Consider the following 18569-nt stretch of genomic DNA (forward strand, 5'->3'; position numbering starts at 1 on the left):
TATGTGTCGCCCCATCTGAACGCCCGAAGGCAACCATCCCGTCCGCTTCGCGCTGAAACATCGGAATTGGCCGCGACTGGTCGCCAGGGCGGCATGTCACAGCCTTTGGTGGCAAAAGCGAGGCGATAGATTGCCACCGATGGAACGGGCGAGAAGTCCGACCGCTGTGGCCCATCGCCGAACACCGCCACCCAACGGCCCCATCCTGACTGCCGCCGACCCCTGAGGGACGGATGGCGAAGCCACGCCCTTCGAACCCTGGAAGTCGACGACGCACTCATGACGCTCATCACCAACCTGCTTGCGACCCTGATCAATCTGGCCACGCTTTTCGGCGTCGTGGTGGCATTTTGCCTTGCAGCGCTCACCCGCGACCTGCCGGACCACCGGGCGCTCGCCACCTGGGAGCCCTCTGTGACCACCCGTCTCTACGCCGGCGACGGCGCGATGATCGCGCAATATGCAAGGGAACGCCGGCTGTTCCTGCCGATCGGCGCGGTGCCCGCCCGGGTCAGACAAGCCTTCCTGTCGGCCGAGGACAAGAACTTCTATCTCCATCCCGGCATCGACCTGACGAGCCTTGCCACCGCGCTCTGGGCGAACCTTGCCAATTACGGCTCTGGCCGGCGGATGATCGGCGGATCGACGATTACGCAGCAGATCGCCAAGAATTTTCTGCTGTCGGCCGACCGCACATTCGAGCGCAAGCTGCGCGAGGCGATCCTGTCGATCCGCATCGACCAAACCTATTCCAAGGACAGGATCCTCGAACTCTATCTGAACGATATCTATCTGGGTCTCGGCGCCTATGGCATCGCGCAGGCGGCGTTGACCTATTTCGACAAGCCGGTCGACCAGCTGACGGTGGCCGAGGCCGCCTACCTTGCCGCGCTTCCGAAAGCCCCGAACAACTACGACCCGTACCGCCATCCGGAGCGGGCCGTTGCCCGGCGCAACTGGGTCATCGAACAGATGCGCCGCAACGGCGTCATCGATGCCAGGGTCGCGGCCGCAGCAACCGCCTCGCCGCTCGCGACCAGATCGAAGCGGCAGGAGGCGTCGGCCGAGCGGGCGGACTATTTCAGCGAGGACGTGCGCCGCCAGCTCGCCAGCCGATATGGCGAGGCGGCGCTCTACACCGCGGGCCTCTCCGTGCGCACAACGCTCGATCCGCGGCTGCAGCAGGCGGCCATGCGGGCATTGCGAAAGGGCCTTGTCGCCTACGACCAGGCCAAGGGCTACAGGGGACCGGCCGCCCGCCTGGCGTCACTGCAAGGATGGCAGGAGGCACTGGCCGCGCGACAGCCGCTGTCGGACGTGCCGGAATGGCGGCTGGCCGTTGTTCTCTCCGCTGGCACGGACACGGCCGAACTCGGGCTCAGACGGTCAGGCGCGGGCGACGCCGTCGCCGACACGGTTCAGATCGACCGGAAAGACCACGGCTGGGCCCTCTGCCACATCAAGGAAGGCCGGCGGCGCTGCGCGTTTTCGCTCGATGCCGTGCTATCGCCGGGCGACGTCGTCTATGTCGAGACGCTGCGCACCGGAACCGTTCTGCGCCAGCCGCCGCAGGTGCAGGGAGCGCTTGTCTCCATGGATCCGAACACCGGACGGGTGCTTGCGGTCGCTGGCGGCTTTTCCTATGCGCAGTCCGAATTCAACCGTGCGACGCAGGCCTATCGCCAGCCGGGATCCTCGTTCAAGCCGTTCGTCTACGCCGCAGCCCTCGATACCGGCTATGCGCCGACGACGCTCGTCATGGACGCGCCGATCGCCATTGCCGACGGCACCGGCAAGACGTGGCGGCCGAAGAACTATGACGGTCGGTTCAGCGGCCCCTCGACACTGCGAACGGGGCTCGAAAACAGCCGCAACCTGATGACGGTCCGCCTTGCCCGCCACCTGGGCATGGATCTTGTCGCCGACTATGGCAAGCGCTTCGGCATCTATGACACGCTCAGCCCCTATCTGCCCATGTCGCTCGGCGCCGGCGAGACCACGCTGCTGCGGCTCGTTTCGGCCTATGCCGTCATCGCCAATGGCGGCAAGGCGATCAACCCCTCCATGATCGACCGTATCCAGGATCGTTATGGCCGCACGATCTACCGGCAGGACGGCCGCCAGTGTGCGAACTGCAACGCGCTTTCCTGGGAAGAGCAGGACGAGCCTGATCTCGTCGACAACAGGGACTATGTGCTCGACCCGATGACAGCCTACCAGATCACCTCGATGATGCGCGGCGTGGTGGAGCGCGGCACCGCCCGCAATGTCGCCACCCTCGGCGTCCCGATCGCCGGCAAGACCGGCACCACCAACGACGAGAAGGACGTCTGGTTCGTGGGCTTCACACCCGGTATCGTCACCGGCGTCTTCCTCGGTTACGACACGCCGAAACCGATGGGTTATGGCGAGACAGGCGGCGGGCTCGCAGCTCCCATATTCATCGATTTCATGAAGGTCGCGCTCGAAGGCAAACCCGCCGCCGACTTCCATCCGCCTGGTGGAATGACCTTCCAGACGGTCGACCGCAAGACGGGACGGCCGACCGACGATGGCGCGCCGGGCGCTATCGTCGAAGCCTTCAAGCCGGGAACCGGCCCCTGTGATGGCAATTGCACCGTCATCGACGACAGGGAAATGGCCGAGTTGCCCGCCGACGACGCGGAGCCGGGTCTCCCGCCCGCGCTCAAGGAAAAGCTGCTCAACACGACCGGCGGGCTTTATTGACATGAAAAGACGTCTCTCATCCGGCGCTGATCGCCGCCAGCGCATCGCCTTCCTGATCGCCGTCTTCATCGTCGTATTCCTGACAATGCTCGCACGTCTGGTCCAGCTCGGCACGGCCGAGATCGAGACCACAGGCTATGTACCCAAGCGTCCCTCGGTCGGCCGTCCTTCCATCCTCGATCGCAACGGCAATCTGCTCGCCATCGACGTTCCGAGCTCGGGCGTCTATGCCGAGCCCCGTTTCATCGTCGATGCCGACGAGGCGGTGGAGAAGCTGACGGCCATTTTCCCCGATCTCGATGCCCGCGAGCTGCACCAGCGCCTGAAGAGCAAGGCGCCCTTTGCCTGGATCAAGCGCCAGGTCACGCCGGCTGAAGAGCAGGCGCTCTGGGACGCCGGCATTCCAGCGGTCGGCTTCCAGCGCGAGAAGCGGCGCGTCTATCCGAACGGCTCGCTGGCGGCCCACGTGCTGGGCACCGTCGACATCGACAATATCGGCATCGCCGGCATCGAAAAATGGATCGAGACGCAAGGCCTTGATGTCCTGCGCCAGACCGGCATGGACACCTCCCATCAAAACCTGCAGCCGGTCACCCTGACGCTCGACATCCGCATCCAGCACGCGTTGCAGATCGAGCTCGCCAAGGCGATCGACAAGTTCAAGGCGAAAGCCGGTGCCGGGCTGGTGCTCGACATCACCAATGGCGAAGTGCTGGCGCTGGCCTCTGCCCCGGATTTCGACCCGAACAATCCATCCGACGCGCTGAAGCCCGACCGCATCAACCGCATTGCCGCCGCAACCTTCGAGATGGGCTCGACCTTCAAGGCGCTGACGACGGCGATGGCGCTCGATTCCGGACAGTTCGGCATCCGCTCCGTCATCGACGCCAGCAAGCCGCTCGCCTTCGGCCGGTTTCGCATCCGCGATTACCTCGGCAAATACCGTCCGCTCAGCCTGCCGGAGGCCTTCATCTATTCCTCCAACATCTCGATGGCGAAGATGGCGATCGCACTCGGCCCGGACAACTTCCGCGCCTTCCTTTCACGCTTCGGCCAGATGTCACGATTGACGACCGAGCTGCCGGAAAGCGCCCATCCGCAATTGCCGCGGACCTGGGGCCAGATCGATACGGCAACCGCCTCCTACGGCCACGGAATTGCGGTGACGCCGCTTCAGGCAAGCATCGCCGTTGCGGCCCTCGTCAACGGCGGGCGCCTGATCCGGCCGACCTTGATCAAGGGCTCAGATGTCGAGGAACGGGTGCTCGCACGGGATCTCATCAGGCCCGATACCGGTGAGGCCATGCGCTTCCTGCTCCGGCTCAACGCCCGCACAGGCTCGGCACGCAAGGCCGAGGTCAAGGGCTACTTCATCGGCGGCAAGACCGGCACGGCGGAAAAGGTGGTCGGCGGACGCTACGCAAAAGATCTCAACCTTACGTCCTTCATGGGCGTCGTTCCCGCAGACAATCCGCGCTACCTGTTGCTGACCATTCTGGACGAGCCCAAGGGGCTTCCTGAGACATTTGGCTTTCGCACGTCCGGTTGGAATGCAGCGCCGCTCGGCGGCGCGGTGTTCGAGCGCATCCTGCCGATGATGAATCTGATGCCGTCCTTCGACGTGGTCGACGTGGCGTTTCCGTCGATCGCCGCGCAGCAGGCTTTCGGTTCGGAGCTGTTTTCCGGCACCAATCGCAATGCGGATCCGACACCTCCCCTATAACCGGCGATGTTACCCGTCCCGTAGCCGGGCGAAGCGCTCAGGATACGGAGACGCGGGCGGCGGCGTAATATCCGGCTGTCGCCGCGATCGCGGTCAGGGCAGCACCCCAGATCATGTCGACGATGGTGATTGTCAGCGACCAGTTGCGAAGCGTCGCCAGATTGCTCAGGTCGTATGTGCCATAGGCGACGAGGCCGAGCATGGCCCCGGCCACCAGCGCGGTGGTCCAGCTTCCAGCCTGCAGGGCCGGCGAGACTGCGAAATAGACGATGCCCGCCACGTAGATCACATAGAACGCGCCGGCGGCGGCGAAATTGGGCTGATCGAGCAGCAGTCCGCCCAATCTCTCGCGGTAGAAGCCCGACGCCATTCCCGTCAGCCACAGAAAATCCAGGAGCAGAAAGACAAGCGCGGTGGCGATATAGGCGACGACATGTACCAGCATCAGGTCTCATCCCTTCTTGTCGGCCGGGCCGTCATATTCCGAGCACCGGCTGAATGAGGCGCACCAGCCAGCTCTTGAACCTCAAGGGCGCGTCGGTGACGGCGAGGCATATGCAATCCGCGTCTTCGCTCGCCAGAGGCTGGTGCGTCAGGTTCGCATCCGCTTCCTCGATATCGCCGCGCGCAAAGACGTCGCTGCCATCGCGAAAACTGCCGGCGAGCACGACGGTCAGTTCCTGGCCGGCATGGCCATGTTCGGGCACGGGTTTGCCCGCCGGGATCCGCAACAGCCTTGCCACGGTGCTGTCGTCCCCCAACGCGATCGGGATTTGATAGGCCCCCATCCCCAGCGACCGCCACTGGAGGCTGTCGATGTCGCCGCCGAGATAGGAACGCAGCGGCTCCGGCAGGACGGGTTCGGCCGCCGCCTTCACGTGTCCTTCCGGGCGCTGCGGAACGCCCGTTGCGCCACGCTCGATCCGGCTGCGCATGCGCGCCCACGCATCGTCGGAGGCGGTCCCGGCCGCAATGTTTTCGAGAAGCGCTCCGCCGACTGTTTCCATCTGGGCGAGCCGTCTTCTGGAGGCGGGGCAAAGCGCAAGATGTGTCGCAACCGCCAGGCTCCAGCCTTCCGCCAGTTCGCCGGAGGCATAGCGCAGCAGCAACTCATCGCTGACGTGATGACGGATCGACATCATCGCTCCTCCAATGCCGCGCGCAGCTTGGCAAAAGCGAGCCGTATGCGCGACTTCACCGTGCCGAGCGGGATCGAAAGAGCCTCGGCAATGGCGCTGTGGGAGCTGTCCTCGTAGAAAGACCGTTTCAAAAGGTCGAGTTGCTCTGCAGGCAGGGCCTCCATCGCGCGGTGGAGCCGCTCCGCATCCTGCAATTGCTCGAATGCCTTGTCGGCGGGCTCCGCATCGTCCGGCACGAAGGCGGGATCGCTGAGGTCGAACTCCGGTCGCTTCGTCCTTCGGTAGACATCGATCCGCACGTTGCGGGCGATGGTATAGATCCAGGTCGAGACATTGCCACGCGACGGTTCGAACTGGGCGGCCTTGTTCCAGACGACCATCATGGTTTCCTGCATCAATTCCTCGGCGACGGCGCCGTCCCTGGACAGGCGCGCCATATAGGCCTTCACCCGCGGCGCATAGTGGCGAAACAGAACCTCGAAAGCCTCGACATCCCGGTTCAGCCCGACCGAAACAAGCAGGCCCGACATATCGTCCGTGGGCTGCTCCTGATCGCTTTCATCCATGCGCGTGCGCCTGCTCCCGCTTTTCAGCAAAACCCTGGCGAAACGATCCGGAGTTTGCTTCCGCTCGTTTTCGCATGGAGCCGCAAGGATGGGAACAGCGATTGTCATGGCGATGGATACGGATTGCCCGGGCCGGCAGATCACAGTGCCGAAAATTTCTCCGTGACGTCGATCCAATTGCGGCTCGGCTTCGTAGTGATGGGCAGGTTCAAGCGCAAGAGGTTGGTGTATGGGTGTCGGTGGCAGAGAAGAGCGACAACAGCGGCGGCGCGTTGCGGTCATCGGCGGTGGCATATCGGGCCTGTCTGCGGCCTGGCTTCTCAGCAAGAGCATGGATGTCGTCCTCTACGAGCAGGCGCGTCGCCTGGGGGGCCATGCCAACACCGTATCCGTCCCCTCGCCGGTCGGTCCCGTCTCCGTCGATACCGGCTTCATCGTCTACAACGATCGCAACTACCCCAACCTCGTTGCGCTGTTCGACCATCTCGGTGTTGCCACGCTTGCCTCCGAGATGTCGTTCTCGGCCTCGCTCGACGGCGGATCGTTCGAATATTCGGGATCCGGCCTGCGCGGCCTGCTCGGCCAGAGACGCAATGCGGTCCGCCCGCGCTTCTGGCGCATGCTTTCCGATATCATCAGGTTCTACCGTGAGGCGCCGCCCCTGCTGCGACGGCCGGAATTCGCGGCCGTCTGCCTCGGCGACTATCTCGACCGTGGCGGCTACGCCCGCTCGTTCGTCGACGACCACCTGCTGCCGATGGGCGCGGCCATCTGGTCGACGACGGCGAGCGAAATGCGTGCCTATCCGCTGCACGCCTTCATCCGCTTCTTCGAAAGCCATGGGCTGCTTTCACTATCGAACCGACCGCGCTGGCGGACGGTGGATGGCGGCAGCAGGCGCTATGTCGAACGGCTGGTCTCGAACTTCTCCGGCTCCGTGCGGCTCGCCAACCCGGTACAGTGCATCCGGCGCATTGCGGGCGAGGTGGAGGTGATCGATGGCCACGGCCATCTCGACCGCTTCTCCGACGTCGTCATCGCCACCCATGCGGACGAGGCACTCGACATGCTCGACGATCCCAACGGTCAGGAGCGGCACCTGCTGTCGGCGTTCAAATACACGGCCAATGATGCGGTACTCCATACCGACGCCAACCTGATGCCCCGGCGCAAGCAGGTGTGGTCGAGCTGGAACTATATCGGTGACAGCGAGCAGGAGGGTGTGAAACCGCTCTGCGTGACCTACTGGATGAACCGCCTGCAGGGCATCGATCCGGCGGCCCCGCTGTTCGTGACGCTCAATCCCTGCCGTGACGTTGCGCCCGATCGCACGCTCGGCACCTTTGCCTACAAGCACCCGCTCTTCGATCAGGCCGCACTCGTGGCGCAGCGCCAGCTCTGGCGGCTGCAGGGGCATCGCAACACCTGGTTCTGCGGCGCTTATTTCGGCAGCGGCTTTCATGAAGACGGCTTGCAATCGGGCCTGGCGGTGGCGGAGGAACTCGGCAGCATCGATCGGCCCTGGGCGGTGCATGAACCGTCTGGCAGAATTTTCCGCAGCGAACCCATGTTGGCAGCCGAATGAGCCTGACGTCGTCAATCTATCGAGGGCATGTCGCCCATGCCCGCCACAGGCCGCGCCCGCACCGGCTGCGTTACCGCGTCTTTTCGCTGCTGCTCGATCTCGACGAGCTGCCTGAACTCGACAAAAGCAGCCGACTGTTCGGCCACAACCGGGCGGCCGTCTTCAGTTTTCGCGATCAGGACCACGGCGATGGCGACATCGGAGGGCTGCGGAGCTGGGTCTGCCGGCAACTTGAGGCGGCCGGTCTGCCGACCGACGGCCTGCGCATTCGCGTCCTCTGCTATCCCCGGATCTTCGGCTATGTCTTCAATCCGCTGACGGTCTATTTCTGCTATCGCCCGGGCGACAGCCTGTGCGCCGTCCTCTATGAAGTCTGCAACACCTTTCACGAGCGCCACACCTATGTGATCCCGCTCGCAGGGCCTTCGGGCGCCTCGATCAGGCAGCATTGCGACAAGGCGCTTTACGTGTCGCCGTTCACCCCCATGACGGGCCGCTACGATTTTCGCGTCGAGCCCCCGCACGAGCGCGTTTTCGTCGGCATCAACCAATCGGACGACGATGGCCCCCTTCTGGCGGCCAGCTTTGCCGGAAGGCATCTGGCCTTCTCCGACGGGGCGCTCATGAAGCTGCTTTTCGCCTATCCGCTGATGACCCTGAAAGTGATGGGCGCGATCCATGTGGAGGCGTTCCGCCTGTGGCTGAAGGGCATTCCCGTTCATCCGCATTCAGCGGCAGATGTCCCCCGCGCCGCCACCATCGTCGTCGGACCGGACGCCGACCAAACACCTGTCGCGAAAGTGGCGGCCGGATAATCGCAGCGCTCAATCGCGCAGCATCCGCCGCGTCAGCGCAAATCTCAAGCGGGCCGGCATCAGCCTCAGAGCTTTCATTGCCAGCGCCATCTGCCAGGGAAAGATGATTTCGTAGCGGCGCGCCTCCAGCCCGCGCATGATGGTCGCTGCGGCCTTTTCGGCCGTGACGAGAAACGGCATCGGAAAGTCGTTCTTCTGTGTCAGGGGCGTATCGACGAAACCCGGGTTGATCAGGCTGAGGTCGATGCCATGTGCTGCAAGGTCTGGATAAAGCGCCTCGCACATGGCGATCAGCGCCGCCTTGCTCGCGCCATAGGCAGCAGCGCCGGGCAGGCCGACGAGACCTGCCGTCGACGAAACGACGGCGATGTGCCCGCGGCCGCGCGCGCGCATTTGCGCCATTGCGGCCTCCAGGCAATAGACCGTGCCAAGCAGGTTCACATGGACGATCGACGAAAAGCGCGCGACATCGAAATCCCGAACACCGTCGCGCGCATAGGTGCCGGCGCAAAACACTGCAAGATCCAGCGGCCCGAGACCGTCCTCGATCAGGCGGAAGGTTCTGGCGACGGCAGCGGCGTTGGTGACGTCGACGGGGTATGCGAAGATATTGCTGGGGACGACGTCCTCCAGCGCCAGGAGTTCCTCCCGGTTGCGCGCGCTGACGGCCACCTCCCAGCCGGCCTGCGCCAGCGCCACGGCCAGCGCGCGGCCGATGCCGCTGCTGGCGCCGGTGATCCAGGCGATGCGAGCGGTTCCGGAAGACGAACGCCTCGTTGTCTCGACGACCAATGTCTGCACCCTGCATGATATCTGACCATATGCAGATACGCACGGGCGCCGCGGTTGGTTCACACAGCCTCGATTTTTTGCCTGAGCGCCTGCTGCTCTGCCTCCCCGATCGGAAAGCGCCACATCAGCACGATCGCTGCGAGCTTGGCTGGGATCGGCAGCCAAGCGTAGAGCATCGAAAGCACATCGAGAGCGCCCGCGGAATTGTTGCCCTCGCCGGCAAAACCTGCAAGGCCAAGCAATGGGAAGACGACGCCGACCGCGCCCGCCAGGGACAGCTTCGTCGCCAGGCTCCAGGCTGCGAAATAGAGGCCGGATCGCTGCTCGCCCGAAGTGGCGGTATCCTGGTCGATCACGTCCGCCTGAATCGCAGGCGGCAAGACGAGATCAAACCCGAGCAACAGCCCCGTCGCCACGCAGATGACCGCGAACAGGTGGATATCGCCCGCCCCCAGAAAGCCGGCGCCGCCGAAGATGACGGCGGCCGCCGTCATCGCGACGCACCAGGCGCGATGCTTGCCGACGAACCGCGCTGCGAAAAGCGCAAGCGGAATGCCGGCGAGCCCACTGACGAAATAGGCAAGCAGCAATGGTCCGCTCCATTGCGGCGCTTCGAGCCGCTGTCCGACGAAATACAGAAACAGCGTCGCCGGGACAGCGTTGGCGAAACCGTTCATGACGAAGGCGAGGATCAGTCGCCTGAAGGGCCGGTTGGCAACGAGAAACCGCCCCGCATCCGCAAGCCCGAGCCGGTGCCGTGACCTGTCCCTCGGTTCGGGCACCCAGAGGAATGCGGCGCATGCGGCAACCGGCAGGAGGGCGCCGACAAACATGGCGAGCACCCGCAGATCCCCTGCGTTCGACAGCGCTTGCGCGTTGGTCGCAAACGCCAGGGCAATGGCGCCGAGCGTTCCGATCAGCGTGGCGCCCTCCCTGAAGGCCGATACGCGCAGGCGCCCCGAATAGTCATTGACGAGTTCCGCACCCCAGGCCGAATAGGGAAGCAGCGTGCATGTGTATCCAATCGACAGCGCGGTCCCCCAGATCGCGAGATAGACAAGCCCCGCATCATCAGGCGGCCAGAACAGCATGAAGGCGGCGAAGGCCGTGGGCACCGCCGAGGTCAGCACGAATGTCCGCCTGCGTCCCGCCGGCGCATTGATCCGGTCGCTGAGCCAGCCGATCGCAGGGTCAGCCACTGCGTCGACGATCCGGATCGCCAGCAGAACGAAGCCAACGGCGCCCAGTGGCAGACCGAGCGTGCTGACATAGAAGGTTGGAACCACGATGTAGAGCGGCAAGGCGAGGGTCGCCAAGAGGATGGCCGGCAGCGAATAGGCAAAAAGGACGCGGCCGGCGAGCCGCTTTTCGTCGTGACGGGAATTCATCGCTCGGAGCGCCGGAATGCGACCTTCGTCCAGGCGACCGGAAAACCGAACTTCGTCACCAGCGCCGTGTTCTTCACCTCGCCATCGGCGCCCAGCACCATCAGATCGTGGAAGCGGACGAGGTTCTTGCGCTCGGCATCGATGTAGACCAGATAGGAGAACCGCGCCTTGCGGCCATCGATCCGGACCGGAACGGTCCCGACCACGTCCTCCCGCGTGCCGAGATAGGCCCCCGGCCCTGTCTTGCGGAACCGCCAGGTCTTGGTGTCCCGGGCACCGTCGTTGAAAACGAAGTCTTCGCGAAGCGTCAGTGTCGTTCCGTTCCAGCGGCCGGACAGGGTAACGGTGAACCGCCGCGACACGCCGTTCAATGCGGTGAAACTGCCCGTGGCTTGCGACCTGCCCGCGAAGTAGCGCTCAAGCGCGAAGTCAGGCTCTTTCGCCTGAACACGGACCGGGCTTGCAACCACCAGGCCAACGAGAAGGATGGCGAACATACGCATCAGGAACCTCCCTTGAACGACGGTCTGAGCGAGGGGAATGGCTGGCGATGCCAGAGCGTTGGCGCATTGCCTCATAGGTCCGGCCCTATGCGCGCGGTCCCCTTGTCGCCATTGTCCTGGATCCAGCGAATGCGGGTGGCATCGAGGCGATAGAGTTCGAAGCAGAGCCGCGATCCGTCGTACCATGTCGTAAACTTCTGGCAGAGCCGATCACCGTCGATCCACCAGGTGCCACTGTCGGTCGGACGCGTGAACTTCCCCAGCCCCAGGGCTTTGCCGGTGCCGTCGACACGGCCGTCGCGGCGATAGTTCAGGGGAAACTCGCCACCGAGCGGCACGGCAAGAAACACGGTCCTGCCGACGATCTGTGTGCGGATGTCTTCCGCCGACAGGCGATCCAATGCCGCATGACTTGAATGGGCAACGAGCATGAACAGCAAGGCTGGCAGCAGACGCATGCGCTCCTCCATACCGCATCGGGATACGGGTTCGGTTCTTCACCGGGAGGTACGCTACGGTGATCGCCGCGGATCACCGGCGACGGTCGATTTAATGACGGCAAGACGTTACCGCACATAGAGCGATGTCGGCAGCACGCGGCGATGCGTGGTTTGCCCGGCCAGGCTGATGTCAAACCCTGGGTCGGGTCGAGGCATCAACCGCAGCGCGTGTCGACCGGATCGCCCGTGCGGGCACAGGCGAGCCGGTCGATCATCGTTACGCCTGTTCGAACCCGCCCTCGGAAACGATTTCGGAAAGAGCGCGGCGGGGACTTGGCACTTCGCGCTCGCGCAGCCCCTCGGGCAGTTGCGCCTTGTCACCGAGCTTGCCGATGGCGACGGCTGCTTCGATCCGGTAATCGGATGGAATGTTGAGCTCCGAGCGCGCACGATCATAGTCGAGACCGGCCATGCCATGCGCCTGCCAGCCGGAATAGGCGGCCTGCAGCGCCAGCGCACCCCAAGCGGCACCGGTATCGAACGAGTGGGTGTAGGACGGCACCTCTTCGCTTGCGCCCGGCGGCAGCAGCGTGGTCTTCGACAACACGAAGATCAGCGCCGAAGCATCCTTCGCCCAGCTCTGGTTGAAGGCGTTGAGGATGCCGAAAAGCTTGTCCCAATGCGCCGTACCCCTGCGGGCATAGACGAAGTGCCACGGCTGGGCGTTATAGGCAGAGGGCGCCCAGCGCGCCGCTTCGAGGATGCCGAAGAGCTCGGCTTCGGAAATGTCGGCGCCGGCATAGGCCCGTGGAGACCAGCGCTCGAGAAAGATCGGGTTGATCGGGTGGCCGGCGATACGCGAATTAACTTCGATGGTCATGGTTTTCCTGTGTTATCGCTTCGATGTCTGTTGCCTTCAGCCGCAATCACCAGCCCTTGAAGCGCTCGGGCTGGCACTTGAGATTGGAGATTTCGTCCGAGAGTTCGGCGATCCGGTCGCGAAGCTCGTTCGTCGTCCCGTCCTCGAAATCGTCGATGCCGAAACAGTCCCGTGCTTCGTAAAGCTCGAGCTTGCCTTGCAGGACATCCCGGATCGCGTTCAAGCGTTCATATTGCCGCAGGACACTCATGGCAGACCTCGTCATTGGCCATCGTTGTTTAGAAAATGCGCAAACAACGGAAAAGGTTTCATACGATCGCTCGGCTTCAAGCCTTCCGAAAGTTATCGAGTTAATCAGTCGATTAAAGGAACCTCGCCCCAAAGATTGTTGAAGGCTTGGAAAACTGATCCGCCGGCTCTGCGCGCGGCGCGGTCGGGCATGCCCATGACTACGGCTTCTTGCCTTCCAGGTGCTGCTGCAGAAACGGCAGGTTGTCCTGGCCCCAGTAGATCTCGTTGTCATAGGTAAAAGTCGGGAAACCGAAGACGCCGCTCTTTACCGCATGCTCCCGATCGGAGGACCATTTGGCGGTGACGTCGTCGGCGCTTTCGCGCGCAAGCAAGGCGCTGCCGTCGAAACCGGCGCGGGTTGCCACCGCTGCGCGCACCTCCGGTTGGCCGATATCCTCGGCATGGACCCAGAACGCCTCCTGCAATGCCCCAGTCAAGGCGAGCCAGTCCTTGCCGTCGAGATAGGCGGCGATCACCAGCCGGGACGCGGGCGTGGGATCGGCAAGCGGCGGACGTCCGTCGAGAAGGAGGGGCTTGCCCCTGGCGCGGCTCCAGCGCTTCAGGTCACGCGTGCCATAGGCCCGACGCGCCTGCGGCTTGTTGCGCGAGAGGATGCCGCCATTCTCCTCGACCACCGTCGCCAGATAGGGCGTGATCTCCGCCTCATGGCGGCGCGCGAGGGCAGCAAGGGTCTCAAGCCCGATAAACGACCAGGGGGAACCGATCGAGAAGAAATAGTCGATGCTTTTCGTCACGGATGAAATGCCTTGATGGAGTTGGGATCTGGAATCGGCCGCAAAACGTCACGCCGCCGCCGGATTGGCTGACGGGTTACTTTTGGTCTGCGACCAGCCAAGCGCCGGTGCGATGCGCGCAACGACATCGTCGAGGATCTGGCGGTACTCGTCCTGTTCGAATTCGTAGGGCAGTTCGAGCCGGAGTTCGTTGACGTGCGGCAGGATCGGATCGGCGAGCAGGCGCTCGACGATCTCATCGGACGTGCCGACAAGGTCCCGGGCAAACAGCGTGCGCCGCTCGCCCTGTGGCGTAAGCGTTCGCGCATGCCGACCGGCGGCATAGTCGAGATAGCGTCGCCTCGTGCCGGCGTCGGCACCATCGAGCGGCACGATGACCCGGCCAAGCGCCACGCGTTTCCGAGCCCCGCCCGCCTGGCGCCAGGTTTCGAGCTGGCGGATCTGCGCCTCGAAGAAGTCGTCGGTCTGCTCGCCGGTCGTGACATTGCCGATCAAGAGATTGAAACCGTTTTCGCCGGCCCAGCGCGCCGATCGCAGCGAGCCGCCGCCGTACCAGAGCCGGTCGGCCAGCCCCTTGGCGTAGGGCTGCAGTCGCGGGCGCTGCGGCCCGAACGGCGTGTTGATAACCGCGTGCTCGTCGCCCAGAAACGCCCCGCGCAGATTGTCGGCAAAGCGCAAGACCCGTTGATGCGAAAAATCGTAACCGGACCAGTCTCCGTCGAAGGCGAGCGGACCGATAAGGTCGACATGCGGCGGGCGTCCCGCACTGAGGCCGACATTCAGGCGGCCGCGCGAGAGCACATCGACGGTCGAGAGATCCTCCGCCAGCCGGTACGGATTTTCATAGCCGATCGGGATCACCGCTGTGCCGAGCTGGATATGGTCGGTCCTCTGCGTGGCAGCCGCCAGGAACGCGGCAGCCGACGAAATGCCGGGCTCGAGGTGGCGTTGCCTGACCCAGGCGCTGGCAAAACCAAGCGCCTCGCCATATTCGAGCAGGCCCAGCGTCTGTTCAAGGCCCGCCAGTGGATTGTCGCTGGCATAGTTTCCAGGCGTAAGGAAACCGATGTGATCGATCGCAATCTTGTGGTCTGTCATCGTTGTGCGCCCTCAGGATTTCGGCAGGCCGGGAGGATTGGTCTCGGACTTCGGCAGCGCCTCTTCCGCCAGATGCCAGCGCTCGAGGATCCTGGCATAGGTGCCGTTTTTAATGAGGCCATTGGTGGCGGCCGTCAGCGCATCGGCAAGGCCGCTGCCCTTGCGCGTGGTAATCGCCACGTCGGACCGCTCCGGCCAGCCGGCGCTCAAGGTGCCGACGCGCTTGATGTTCCGGTCGCGCGCGGCAATGAAGACAAGCTGCGCATGCGGCTGCACGATCACGTCGGCGCGGCCCGAAGCCAGCGCCACGAGGCTTGTGGCCTCGTCATCGTAATATTGCAGCTCCAGCGGCTTCAGGCCGGCGGCGACGTTCTCGTCGTTCCATTTGAGGAGGATGCGCTCCTGGTTGGTGCCGGCGCCGACGATGATCCGCAGACCCGCGGCGTCCTTCGGCTCCTTGATCGAGGTCACGCCGCTGTCAGCCTTGACGAAAAAGCCGTGCAGGCCCTGGCGGTAGCTCGAAAAATCGAACTTCTCCTTGCGCTGCTCGGTGACGCCGACATTGGAGATGACCGCGTCATATTTGCCCGACGTCAACCCGAGCGGCCAGTCGATCCAGGCGATCGGTACGAGCTCCAGCGTCAGCCCGAGACTGTCGGCAACCGCAAGCGCATAGTCCGGATCCGCTCCGATCACCGTCTTGGCATCGGTCGCATAGGTTGCGAGCGGCGGCCCGCCAGGGCTGACCGCGACGGTGAATTTGCCTTCGGTCACGAATTTGAAGCCCGGCGCGATCGCGGCAGCAGCCGCGTCGTTGCGTTCGGCGCGGATGCGCCCCGGCTGTTCCGGGCTGAAGTCGAAGCCATCAGCTGCCTGTGCCGGGCCGAAATGGACGAGTGCCGCCGCAAAGGCGGCGATGAGTGCTGGGCGTAGAGCGGCTGGACCAAACATGTCTGTCATCTCCAAATGGGGTGTTGAAGGCGCGGGCCGGCAACGGGCCGGCCCGCGGAGGGCCGCAAGGATCAGGAGCCGCTCTTCGGCAGGCCGGGGGGATTGGTCTGCGACGCGTCGATGGCCTCGTCCGTCAGGCTCCAGCGCTTCAGGACCTCGCCGTATTTGCCGTTCTTGATCAGGTCGTTGACGGCAAGGGTGATCGCGTCGGCAAGGCCGCCGCCCTTGCGGGTCGTGACCGCGATCTCGGCCGTCAGCGGCCATCCGCCGCTGGCCGTGCCGACGACCTTGGTGTCATTGCGGATCGAGGCAGCATAGGCGCGCGTCGCATTCGGGTTGAATTCGACATCGGCGCGGCCCGATTGCAGCGCGAGGTCGCCTGCCGCACGATCATCGTAGTACTGGACCTCGATCGGCTTCAGCCCGGCAGCAACGTTCTGCCGGTCCCATTCCAGAATGATCTTTTCCTGGTTGGTGCCCGCCCCGGTGATCACCTTCAGGCCTGCCACGTCCTTCGGCTCCTTGATCGAGCTGATCGGGCTGTCGGACTTGACGAAGAAGCCGAGCACATCGCGCCGGTAGGTCGAGAAGTCGAACTTCTGCTTGCGCTCCTCGGTGACGGTGACGTTGCTGATCACGGCATCATACTTGCCCGACGCAACGCCGAGCGGCCAATCGGCCCAGGCGACGGCGACAAGATCCAGCTCCAGGCCGAGGCTGTCGGCGACCAGCGAGGCAAGATCGGGATCAGCGCCGACGACGGTCTTGGAGTCCGAGGCGTAGGTGGCGATCGGCGGATCCCACGGGTTGACCGCCACGGTGAACTTGCCCGGATTGACGAACTTGAAGTCGGGCGCGATCGCCTTGATCGCCGCTTCGTTGCGCTCGGCGCGCACCCGGTTGGAGATATCAGGGCTCAGATCGAATTTTTCCTGCGCCTGGACGGAGGCTGTCCCGAGGGTCGCGATGGCGACCGCCCCTGCCAGAAGCAGCTTTGCTCTATCTAAGAATGCCATGTGTCTGGACTCCATTTCATCTTTGGGTTGCAGTTGCTGTCAGTCAGATCCAGCACGTGCGTGCACGCCTGGAAATTTCAGAGGACCTTGGCGAGGAATTCGCGCGTGCGAGGATGTTCCGCCGCGGTGAAGATGCGGGATGGCGGCCCGGCTTCGAGGATGCGGCCGGCCTGCATGAAGACGACGGTGTCGGCGACTTCGCGGGCAAAACCGGTCTCGTGGGTGACGATCACCAGCGTCGTGCCCGTACGCGCCAGTTCCTTGATGACATCGAGCACTTCGCCGACGAGCTCCGGATCGAGTGCCGAGGTCGGCTCGTCGAAGAGCAGGACCTTCGGCCGTAGCGCCAGCGCCCGGGCGATGGCCACGCGCTGCTGCTGACCGCCCGAGAGCTGGCGAGGATAGGCGTTGATCTTGTCGCTGAGGCCGATGCGCGCCAGCAGGTCCTGCGCCAGCCGCACCGCATCGTCGCGTTTGAGGCCGCGGACCTGGATCGGCGCCTCGATGAGGTTTTCCAAGACCGTCAGATGGGGGAAGAGGTTGAAGGTCTGGAACACCATGCCGATGTCGGCGCGGCGCTTCAGAATATCCTTCTCCTTCAACTCATAGAGCGTGTTGCCCTTCTGGCTGTAGCCCACGAGATCGCCGTCGATCGAGATGAAGCCGTCGTCGACCCGCTCCAGATGGTTGATCGCGCGCAGCAGCGTCGACTTGCCAGAACCCGATGGGCCGAGGATGGCCGTCACGCTGCCGGCAGGCAGGCTCAGTTCGACGTCGTCGAGCACCTTCAGCGAACCGAAGCTCTTGGAGATGCCGTGGATGCGGACGGCACCGCCGGCACGAAAGGCCGTTGCATCATGAAAGCCGGCCTTCCGGACGATGGCGCCATTGCCTGCAACATCTGCGAGTGGACGGCGAAAGTGCGATAGGAAGGCCTGGAACGGCAGCGGCACCGGGTTGCGGACGGCGCCCTTGGAGAAATGCCGCTCGATATAGTGCTGGGCGATCGACAGCCCGGTCATGATCACCAGGTACCAGACGGTCGCAACCATCAGGAGCGGAATGACTTCGAGATTGCGGCGGTAGATCACCTGGACCGTATAGAAGAGCTCCGGCAGCGCCAGCACGTAGACCATGGACGTGCTCTTGGCGAGGCCGATGATCTCGTTGAAGCCTGTCGGCAGGATTGACCGCATCGCCTGCGGCAGGACAATACGGAAGGCCTGACGGTGGCGCGGCAGGCCGAGGGCCGCGGCCGCCTCGTGCTGCCCGTGATCGACGGAGAGAATGCCGCCCCGCACGATCTCGGCAAAGAACGCCGACTGGTTCAGCGTAAGACCGAGGAACGCGGCTGCAAACGGCGTCAGCAGCTGGGTGGTCGGATAGTTGAAGAACGTGGTGCCGGTAAAGGGAATGCCGACGGAAATCGTCTCGTAGAGATAGCCGAGATTGTTGAGCACCAGCAGCAGCACGATCAACGGAATGGACCGCAGGAGCCAGATATAGCCGAAGGAGAGACCGCCGAGCAGCGGCGACTTCGACACCCGGGCAAGGGCCAGCGCCGTTCCGAGCAGCGAGCCCGACACGGTCGCGAGCGCCGTCAGAAGCAAGGTGCGACCAAGGCCCGCCAGCACCGGTTCGGCAAAGAACCATTCGGCAAAAACAGGCCATCCCCAGCGGGGATTGGTCAGCACCGAATAGAGCACCCCTGTTATGACGAGGGCCGCAAACAGCGTGCCAAGCGCCCGGCCCGGATGGCGGGCCGGCACGACGCGGTAATGCGCATAACCCGGATTGGGTTCGCTCGTTCGTCCCGCATCGGCAATGCCGTCATAGTCGGTCAGAATGGCCATGATGCATCCTCTCTGGAAATCGGTTGTGCGACCGTCGGACGGTGGCC

The 18569-nt window shown here is 64.1% G+C and carries 18 protein-coding genes; 4 read left to right on the forward strand and 14 right to left on the reverse strand.

What is annotated here, in order from left to right:
• Positions 1–279: 279 nt before the first annotated feature.
• Both RTP54_RS16800 and RTP54_RS16805 read left to right on the forward strand, forming a co-directional pair.
• Positions 280–2727: a penicillin-binding protein 1A gene (locus RTP54_RS16800; RefSeq protein WP_312364289.1), complete on the forward strand. Its 2448-nt coding sequence runs from the start codon at positions 280–282 to the stop codon at positions 2725–2727.
• Position 2728: 1 nt separating this feature from the next.
• The gene (locus RTP54_RS16805; protein WP_312364291.1) at positions 2729–4450 is read left to right on the forward strand and encodes a penicillin-binding protein 2; all 1722 of its coding nucleotides are present in this window, start codon (positions 2729–2731) and stop codon (positions 4448–4450) included.
• Positions 4451–4487: 37 nt separating this feature from the next.
• Here the strand turns inward: RTP54_RS16805 and RTP54_RS16810 are convergent, their stop codons facing one another.
• Genes RTP54_RS16810 through RTP54_RS16820 form a run of 3 tightly spaced genes read right to left on the reverse strand, consistent with a single transcriptional unit; the run spans position 4488 to position 6155 of the window.
• Positions 4488–4895: a DUF2177 family protein gene (locus RTP54_RS16810; protein WP_409517146.1), complete on the reverse strand. Its 408-nt coding sequence runs from the start codon at positions 4893–4895 to the stop codon at positions 4488–4490.
• A 31-nt stretch (positions 4896–4926) separates the two neighbouring features.
• Entirely contained in the window at positions 4927–5589 is a 663-nt protein-coding gene (locus RTP54_RS16815; protein ID WP_312364457.1) for a ChrR family anti-sigma-E factor, read from the reverse strand.
• The gene (locus tag RTP54_RS16820) at positions 5589–6155 is read right to left on the reverse strand and encodes a sigma-70 family RNA polymerase sigma factor (protein WP_312364292.1); all 567 of its coding nucleotides are present in this window, start codon (positions 6153–6155) and stop codon (positions 5589–5591) included. The genes RTP54_RS16815 and RTP54_RS16820 overlap by 1 nt, the downstream gene beginning before the upstream one ends.
• Before the next feature lie 229 nt (positions 6156–6384).
• Between RTP54_RS16820 and RTP54_RS16825 the strand changes: the two genes are divergently transcribed.
• Together RTP54_RS16825 and RTP54_RS16830 are read left to right on the forward strand one after the other, a co-directional pair.
• Positions 6385–7740, forward strand: a complete 1356-nt coding sequence (locus RTP54_RS16825) for an FAD-dependent oxidoreductase (RefSeq protein ID WP_312364294.1) — start codon at positions 6385–6387, stop codon at positions 7738–7740.
• Positions 7737–8555 carry a DUF1365 domain-containing protein gene (locus RTP54_RS16830; RefSeq protein ID WP_312364295.1) on the forward strand — a complete coding sequence of 273 codons (819 nt, stop codon included), beginning with the start codon at positions 7737–7739 and terminating at the stop codon, positions 8553–8555. The genes RTP54_RS16825 and RTP54_RS16830 overlap by 4 nt, the downstream gene beginning before the upstream one ends.
• A 9-nt stretch (positions 8556–8564) precedes the next feature.
• Here the strand turns inward: RTP54_RS16830 and RTP54_RS16835 are convergent, their stop codons facing one another.
• The 11 genes from RTP54_RS16835 to RTP54_RS16885 all read right to left on the reverse strand — a co-directional run bounded on the left by RTP54_RS16835 (position 8565) and on the right by RTP54_RS16885 (position 18522).
• Positions 8565–9356, reverse strand: coding sequence for an SDR family NAD(P)-dependent oxidoreductase (locus RTP54_RS16835; protein WP_409517147.1), 792 nt, complete (start codon positions 9354–9356; stop codon positions 8565–8567).
• Between the two features lie 50 nt (positions 9357–9406).
• Positions 9407–10735 (reverse strand): MFS transporter, encoded by a 1329-nt coding sequence (locus tag RTP54_RS16840; RefSeq protein WP_312364298.1) that lies wholly within the window; start codon positions 10733–10735, stop codon positions 9407–9409.
• On the reverse strand, positions 10732–11238 hold the full coding sequence (locus RTP54_RS16845; RefSeq protein ID WP_112807781.1) for a DUF3833 family protein: 507 nt from the start codon (positions 11236–11238) through the stop codon (positions 10732–10734). Before RTP54_RS16845 ends, RTP54_RS16840 begins: the two co-directional genes overlap by 4 nt.
• A 71-nt stretch (positions 11239–11309) precedes the next feature.
• On the reverse strand, positions 11310–11696 hold the full coding sequence (locus tag RTP54_RS16850; protein ID WP_312364300.1) for a hypothetical protein: 387 nt from the start codon (positions 11694–11696) through the stop codon (positions 11310–11312).
• A 259-nt stretch (positions 11697–11955) separates the two neighbouring features.
• Complete coding sequence (locus RTP54_RS16855; protein ID WP_312364301.1) at positions 11956–12558, reverse strand: nitroreductase family protein; 603 nt, start codon at positions 12556–12558, stop codon at positions 11956–11958.
• 46 nt (positions 12559–12604) lie between these two features.
• Entirely contained in the window at positions 12605–12808 is a 204-nt protein-coding gene (locus RTP54_RS16860; RefSeq protein WP_112807780.1) for a hypothetical protein, read from the reverse strand.
• 199 nt (positions 12809–13007) lie between these two features.
• A complete protein-coding gene (locus RTP54_RS16865; protein WP_312364303.1) occupies positions 13008–13604 on the reverse strand; it encodes a 2-hydroxychromene-2-carboxylate isomerase in 597 nt (198 codons plus the stop codon).
• 48 nt (positions 13605–13652) lie between these two features.
• Positions 13653–14702, reverse strand: coding sequence for an LLM class flavin-dependent oxidoreductase (locus RTP54_RS16870; protein ID WP_312364305.1), 1050 nt, complete (start codon positions 14700–14702; stop codon positions 13653–13655).
• A 12-nt stretch (positions 14703–14714) separates the two neighbouring features.
• Positions 14715–15653, reverse strand: coding sequence for an ABC transporter substrate-binding protein (locus tag RTP54_RS16875; RefSeq protein WP_312364307.1), 939 nt, complete (start codon positions 15651–15653; stop codon positions 14715–14717).
• 71 nt (positions 15654–15724) lie between these two features.
• Positions 15725–16669, reverse strand: coding sequence for an ABC transporter substrate-binding protein (locus tag RTP54_RS16880; RefSeq protein WP_312364309.1), 945 nt, complete (start codon positions 16667–16669; stop codon positions 15725–15727).
• A gap of 77 nt (positions 16670–16746) precedes the next feature.
• Positions 16747–18522, reverse strand: a complete 1776-nt coding sequence (locus tag RTP54_RS16885) for an amino acid ABC transporter permease/ATP-binding protein (protein ID WP_312364311.1) — start codon at positions 18520–18522, stop codon at positions 16747–16749.
• Positions 18523–18569 lie beyond the last annotated feature (47 nt).

It is taken from the genome of Ensifer sp. (assembly GCF_031989085.1).
GTDB lineage: Bacteria > Pseudomonadota > Alphaproteobacteria > Rhizobiales > Rhizobiaceae > Ensifer.

What these genes read in the sequence shown, in the direction of transcription:
- RTP54_RS16800 (WP_312364289.1), top strand. Translation starts at nt 280, where the DNA reads ATGACGCTCATCACCAACCTGCTTGCGACCCTGATCAATCTGGCCACG.
- RTP54_RS16820 (WP_312364292.1), bottom strand. Translation starts at nt 6,155, where the DNA reads ATGGATGAAAGCGATCAGGAGCAGCCCACGGACGATATGTCGGGCCTG.
- RTP54_RS16850 (WP_312364300.1), bottom strand. Translation starts at nt 11,696, where the DNA reads ATGCGTCTGCTGCCAGCCTTGCTGTTCATGCTCGTTGCCCATTCAAGT.
- RTP54_RS16885 (WP_312364311.1), bottom strand. Translation starts at nt 18,522, where the DNA reads ATGGCCATTCTGACCGACTATGACGGCATTGCCGATGCGGGACGAACG.
- RTP54_RS16840 (WP_312364298.1), bottom strand. Translation starts at nt 10,735, where the DNA reads ATGAATTCCCGTCACGACGAAAAGCGGCTCGCCGGCCGCGTCCTTTTT.
- RTP54_RS16870 (WP_312364305.1), bottom strand. Translation starts at nt 14,702, where the DNA reads ATGACAGACCACAAGATTGCGATCGATCACATCGGTTTCCTTACGCCT.
- RTP54_RS16825 (WP_312364294.1), top strand. Translation starts at nt 6,385, where the DNA reads ATGGGTGTCGGTGGCAGAGAAGAGCGACAACAGCGGCGGCGCGTTGCG.
- RTP54_RS16830 (WP_312364295.1), top strand. Translation starts at nt 7,737, where the DNA reads ATGAGCCTGACGTCGTCAATCTATCGAGGGCATGTCGCCCATGCCCGC.
- RTP54_RS16855 (WP_312364301.1), bottom strand. Translation starts at nt 12,558, where the DNA reads ATGACCATCGAAGTTAATTCGCGTATCGCCGGCCACCCGATCAACCCG.
- RTP54_RS16875 (WP_312364307.1), bottom strand. Translation starts at nt 15,653, where the DNA reads ATGTTTGGTCCAGCCGCTCTACGCCCAGCACTCATCGCCGCCTTTGCG.
- RTP54_RS16860 (WP_112807780.1), bottom strand. Translation starts at nt 12,808, where the DNA reads ATGAGTGTCCTGCGGCAATATGAACGCTTGAACGCGATCCGGGATGTC.
- RTP54_RS16805 (WP_312364291.1), top strand. Translation starts at nt 2,729, where the DNA reads ATGAAAAGACGTCTCTCATCCGGCGCTGATCGCCGCCAGCGCATCGCC.
- RTP54_RS16880 (WP_312364309.1), bottom strand. Translation starts at nt 16,669, where the DNA reads ATGGCATTCTTAGATAGAGCAAAGCTGCTTCTGGCAGGGGCGGTCGCC.
- RTP54_RS16845 (WP_112807781.1), bottom strand. Translation starts at nt 11,238, where the DNA reads ATGCGTATGTTCGCCATCCTTCTCGTTGGCCTGGTGGTTGCAAGCCCG.
- RTP54_RS16815 (WP_312364457.1), bottom strand. Translation starts at nt 5,589, where the DNA reads ATGTCGATCCGTCATCACGTCAGCGATGAGTTGCTGCTGCGCTATGCC.
- RTP54_RS16810 (WP_409517146.1), bottom strand. Translation starts at nt 4,895, where the DNA reads ATGCTGGTACATGTCGTCGCCTATATCGCCACCGCGCTTGTCTTTCTG.